At 68.1% G+C, this 4,250-nt stretch carries 6 protein-coding genes; 3 read left to right on the top strand and 3 right to left on the bottom strand.

Annotated features, from left to right (window positions below):
* A partial coding sequence (locus ABZ671_RS32470; RefSeq protein WP_357865319.1) for an ATP-binding protein occupies positions 1-229 on the top strand: 229 nt, incomplete at its 5' end.
* Positions 230-555: 326 nt separating this feature from the next.
* Here ABZ671_RS32470 and ABZ671_RS32465 read toward each other — a convergent pair.
* Complete coding sequence (locus ABZ671_RS32465) at positions 556-1,119, bottom strand: dihydrofolate reductase family protein (RefSeq protein ID WP_357865316.1); 564 nt, start codon at positions 1,117-1,119, stop codon at positions 556-558.
* Between the two features lie 680 nt (positions 1,120-1,799).
* Here ABZ671_RS32465 and ABZ671_RS32460 point away from each other — a divergent pair.
* The gene (locus ABZ671_RS32460) at positions 1,800-2,045 is read left to right on the top strand and encodes a hypothetical protein (protein ID WP_357865312.1); all 246 of its coding nucleotides are present in this window, start codon (positions 1,800-1,802) and stop codon (positions 2,043-2,045) included.
* A 175-nt stretch (positions 2,046-2,220) separates the two neighbouring features.
* Here ABZ671_RS32460 and ABZ671_RS32455 read toward each other — a convergent pair whose 3' ends face one another.
* The gene (locus tag ABZ671_RS32455; protein WP_357865309.1) at positions 2,221-2,961 is read right to left on the bottom strand and encodes an alpha/beta hydrolase; all 741 of its coding nucleotides are present in this window, start codon (positions 2,959-2,961) and stop codon (positions 2,221-2,223) included.
* Positions 2,962-3,017: 56 nt separating this feature from the next.
* Between ABZ671_RS32455 and ABZ671_RS32450 the strand changes: the two genes are divergently transcribed.
* Positions 3,018-3,980, top strand: coding sequence for a YafY family protein (locus ABZ671_RS32450; RefSeq protein ID WP_357865306.1), 963 nt, complete (start codon positions 3,018-3,020; stop codon positions 3,978-3,980).
* Positions 3,981-4,074: 94 nt separating this feature from the next.
* On the opposite strand, the gene ABZ671_RS32445 is transcribed toward ABZ671_RS32450, so the two are convergent.
* A partial coding sequence (locus tag ABZ671_RS32445; RefSeq protein ID WP_357865322.1) for an IS3 family transposase occupies positions 4,075-4,250 on the bottom strand: 176 nt, incomplete at its 5' end.

Raw genomic sequence — 4,250 nt, 5'->3', positions numbered from 1 at the left:
GGACGCCGCCGAAGGCTTCTACCGCCTCGTCGACGCCGCCTATGAACGGCGCAGCCTCGCGGTCAGCTCGAACCTGCACCCGTCTGGCTTCGACGAGATCATGCCCAAGACCCTGGCCACCGCCACCGTCGACCGGCTCCTGCACCACGCCCACGTCGTCGTGACCCAGGGTGACAGCTACCGGTTCAACCAAGCCACCGCCGGACAAGGCGTCAAAGCCTTGCACTAACCCAGCACCACCCCACGGCGGGGAACTATCTGGCCGCCGCTGGGGAGAAAACCGTGGCCGCCAGCGGGGAAAACTACTGGCCGCCTACGGGGAGATCTGATTGGCCGTTGACACCCCGCCGGCGTTGCCGGCGGGGCATCTTCATGCCCGAAGAACATCGTCACGATCAACGACGCCGTCGCCCTTATCTCCAGCAAGTCGGTCAACAGCTCACTCGGAACGCAAGGAAGGGCCGGGGAAAGTTCCCTCAAGGTCGAGGGGCACGGTGTGAGCACGCCAGGGAAGGATTTCGTCCTGGCCTTACGAGCCCAGGAACTGGCCCGTGCTCATCGCCTCGTCTCGTATCGGGTCAGTACCACGCCGCCGGAAAACGTCCGCGTCTCCACCAGGTTCAGGTTCACCCAGCTGTCCAGGGCCGTGAAGAACGGCGTGCCGCCGCCCAGCAAGGCCGGTGCGGTAACCAGCACGTACTCGTCGATCAGGCCGGCCCGCATGGCCGCTGCGGCAAGTGTGGCGCCGCCGATGTCCATGGGGCCGCCGTCCTCGGCCTTGAGCCGGGTGATCTCGGTGACCGCGTCCCCGGTGACCAAGCGGGTGTTCCAGTCCACCGTGCTGATCGTCGAGGAGAACACCACCTTCGGCATGTCCCGCCAGCGACGGGCGAACTCGATCTGCGCCGGTGTGGCGCCGGGCTGCTGGTCGGCGGTCGGCCAGTGGGAGCTCATCGTCTCCCACAGTCTGCGCCCGTACAGCGCCAGGCTGGTCGCCCCCACCCGGTCGGACCACCACTGGAACAGCTCGTCGCTCGGTACGCTCCAGCCGAGGTCGTCGCCGGGCGCGGCGATGTAGCCGTCCAGGCTCAGGTTCATACCGAAGATCAGTTTCCGCATCGTGCCAGCCTCCCGTAGGTCGATCTCACACGTACAGACGGGCACGGCGCGGAAACCTAATCGGTGCGCAATCTGCGTCCGCAGGTAGTCCTCGCCATCGGACTCGGCACGGCGCACTCAGCTGGGCTCGAGCACTACCCACCGGATCTCAACTTCACCCTTGTACGGGCAGCGGCGCACCCATGGCCAGCTCTCCCCGACCGCTGCTGCCGTTTGCCCGGACGGGAAGGCCTTCCACGGCCACCTGCAACAGAGGCTGTCTACTTTTCGCAGAGGCGTTGCGGTAGCGCTCGACGCGCTCGCTGCGCGAACAGGAGTGTGAGCGATCTGGCCCCGAACGCCTGATCACACAGCTATTGCGCCAGCCAGGCCCCCTCACCACGCTGGAGATCGCCAACCAGTTCCCGACGCTTGGGCATCTCGCTCGGCGACCAGCGGCCGCACGTGCCCGGCAAAATCCGCAAGTACCTACCTCAGCTGGGGCCTGACTTACCCCAGCGCCCTGCGCCGTGGCTTCATGTGCCGCCCGCTTCGCAGGCGGCTGGGTCGCAGGGTCGCGTCACAACGCGCCATGAAGGTTCACTCTCATGCTGCCGACCGCGTGCCACAGACGGTGACTGCTCCCGACGCCACCCAGTGTCCGGACGTGCCGATGAGCGTGCATCCTGCACGATGTCCGTGTGCACGCAGAACTCGACGACACGGGCAGGGTCATCTTCTCCATGACCTATGCCGAGGCCATCGCGATCCGAGAGGTCATCTCGTTCGCGGACTTCGATGGTGCTCTACCAGCGCGCGATCCTGCAGAGAACGAGGTGGTATCTCGCCTGCTCGCGTCGCTCGATGGCCTGATCCCCGAGCTTGGGTCTGACGCATATAGCTCGGTTGTCGATGCTGCATGGAGAGAGATCAACGCGTTCGAGTGATACACGGACATGCCGCGTAGCGCTCGTCACGGAAGGTAACCGATCGCCGGTGCCTGCATCCGGACGTGCCGAGTTGAGGGCGTTGCTTTGGGTGGCGTGGCTGGGTCGTTCGGTTCCGTCGTTGACCGCGTACCGCTGCCGGGTGAGCTGGTGTGGGGTCACCCGGCAGCGGCGGTTACGCCGTTAGCCGTGCGTGGTGCAGGATTGCGGCCATCTCGACCGGCCGGTTGAGCATCGGCCAATGCCAGGTCGGCAGTTCCTCGTAGCGCCACGCGTCGCCGGCCATGTGGCGGTACAGCGGCATTGTCGCGACCATCCCCTGCACCTGCGCGGCGGTGAAGCTCGACAGCACGCCGAGTCTGGGCAGTTTCTCCCACGCCCCGGTCAGCCGGACCGGGGCGGTGGCGGTCGCCCACGGCTGGTCGACCGACCGCTCGCGCAGCAGCGTGACGATCGAGTCATCCACGTCGGGCACGCCGACGGCCAAGTCGGCCCAGGGCGGCGGCAGCAGCCGCCACCCGTCACCGTGGTCGGCCACCGATGCCGCGTTGCGCTCGCGCTCGGCCGGCGGGGTGAACTCGACCTGGGCCACCCCGTCGGGCAGCGGGCCGGTGTCGACATAGACCAATTGGGCGACGCGGTCGGTGACGCGGTCGGCGGCCGCGGTGACCACGCTGCCGGCGTAGCTGTGCCCGACGAGGACCACGTCGCGAAGGTCCTCGTAGCGCAGGAGGTTGACCACGTCGGTGACGTGGACGTCGAAGTCGGTGTCGGGACGGGCCAGGTGGGCGCGCTCCCCGAGGCCGGTCAGGCTGATCGGGTACACGTCGTGGCCGTGCCGGCGTAGTTCAGCGGCCGTCGAATGCCAGGCCCAGGCGCCGAGCCAGAACCCGGGGACCAGTACGAATGTCGTCATGCGCGGCACGCTACGGTCAATACCGGGCAGTTTCCGCCCGGATTAGGAGGACTTCTTTGGCCAGGCCGACAGCGCGGGTACTGGCCCTGCTGGAGATCCTCCAGTCGGGCGGCGTATTCAGCGTCGCCGACCTGGCCCGCCGGCTCGGCGTCGACGAGCGCACCGTCCGCCGCTACGCGGCCCACCTCCTCGACCTGGGCATCCCGGTCGAGGCGCGCCGTGGCCGCTATGGCGGGTACCGGCTCGCGCCCGGATACAAGTTGCCGCCGCTCATGCTCACCGAGGAGGAGGCGGTCGCCATTGCCCTCGGCCTTGCCGCCGGGCACAGCGCGGGACTGGTCACAGCCGATCACGCGGCCGCCGAGAGCGCCGCCGCCAAACTGCGCCGGGTACTGCCAGCCGCCCTTGCCCGGCGCATCGACGCCCTACTGGTCACCATGGACGTCACCGGGCCGGTCCGGCAGCCCGCCCCGCCCGGCACCGAGGTGCTGCTGGTGCTCGCCGAGGCGGCCCGCCACCGACACCCGGTACAGCTGACGTACACCACCTGGCATGGCCGCTCCAGCGAGCGCGGCCTCGACCCGTATGGGCTGGTCTTCCACAACGGCCGCTGGTACGTCACCGGTCGTGACCACGCCAGCGGAGCCGTTCGAACATTCCGACTCGACCGCATCGGCGCCACTCGCGCCACCGGCGGGACGTTCGAGGTGCCGGCCGGGTTCGACCCCACCGGACACGTCCTTGCCGGCCTGGCCTCGGTGCCCTACGCCCACGACGTCTCGGTCCTGCTGCACACCAGCCTCGCCCAGGCACGGCGGCGGATCCCTCCATCGGTCGGCACACTCACCGAGGTCCCCGACGGAGTGCGGCTGACCACCCGAGCCGAACACCTCGACGGCGCCGCCCAGATGCTGGCCGGGCTCGGCTGGCCCTTCACCATCGAACGGCCCGCCAAACTCAAAGCCGAGGTGCGCGCCCTGGCCGCCCGCCTACTCACCCACGCAAACGCAGGCGAGTAGACCACCACAGCAGCCCGTCGACGCTGGTATGCCGGCAAGCATGAAACATCCGCTCTTGCCGTTGTGAGGTTCCCCCGATAACGCGGAGGGTTGGTTAGCAGGCGAGAGCCTGCTCATGGGTGGTGTTCACGGGGTTCGGCGTATCGATGTTCTTTGCATACCAGGCGGCCTCGTGCTCGTCCGGTGACAGCCAGCCGAGGTCCTTCTGGATGCGTTCGCGGTTGTACCACCCGTCGATGTAGGCGAAGATCGCGTTCTCCGCCTCGTCGC

Source organism: Micromonospora sp. NPDC006766 (assembly GCF_040636055.1).
Classification (GTDB): Bacteria; Actinomycetota; Actinomycetes; order Mycobacteriales; family Micromonosporaceae; genus Micromonospora.
This window is presented reverse-complemented; position numbering and strand designations above follow the sequence as displayed.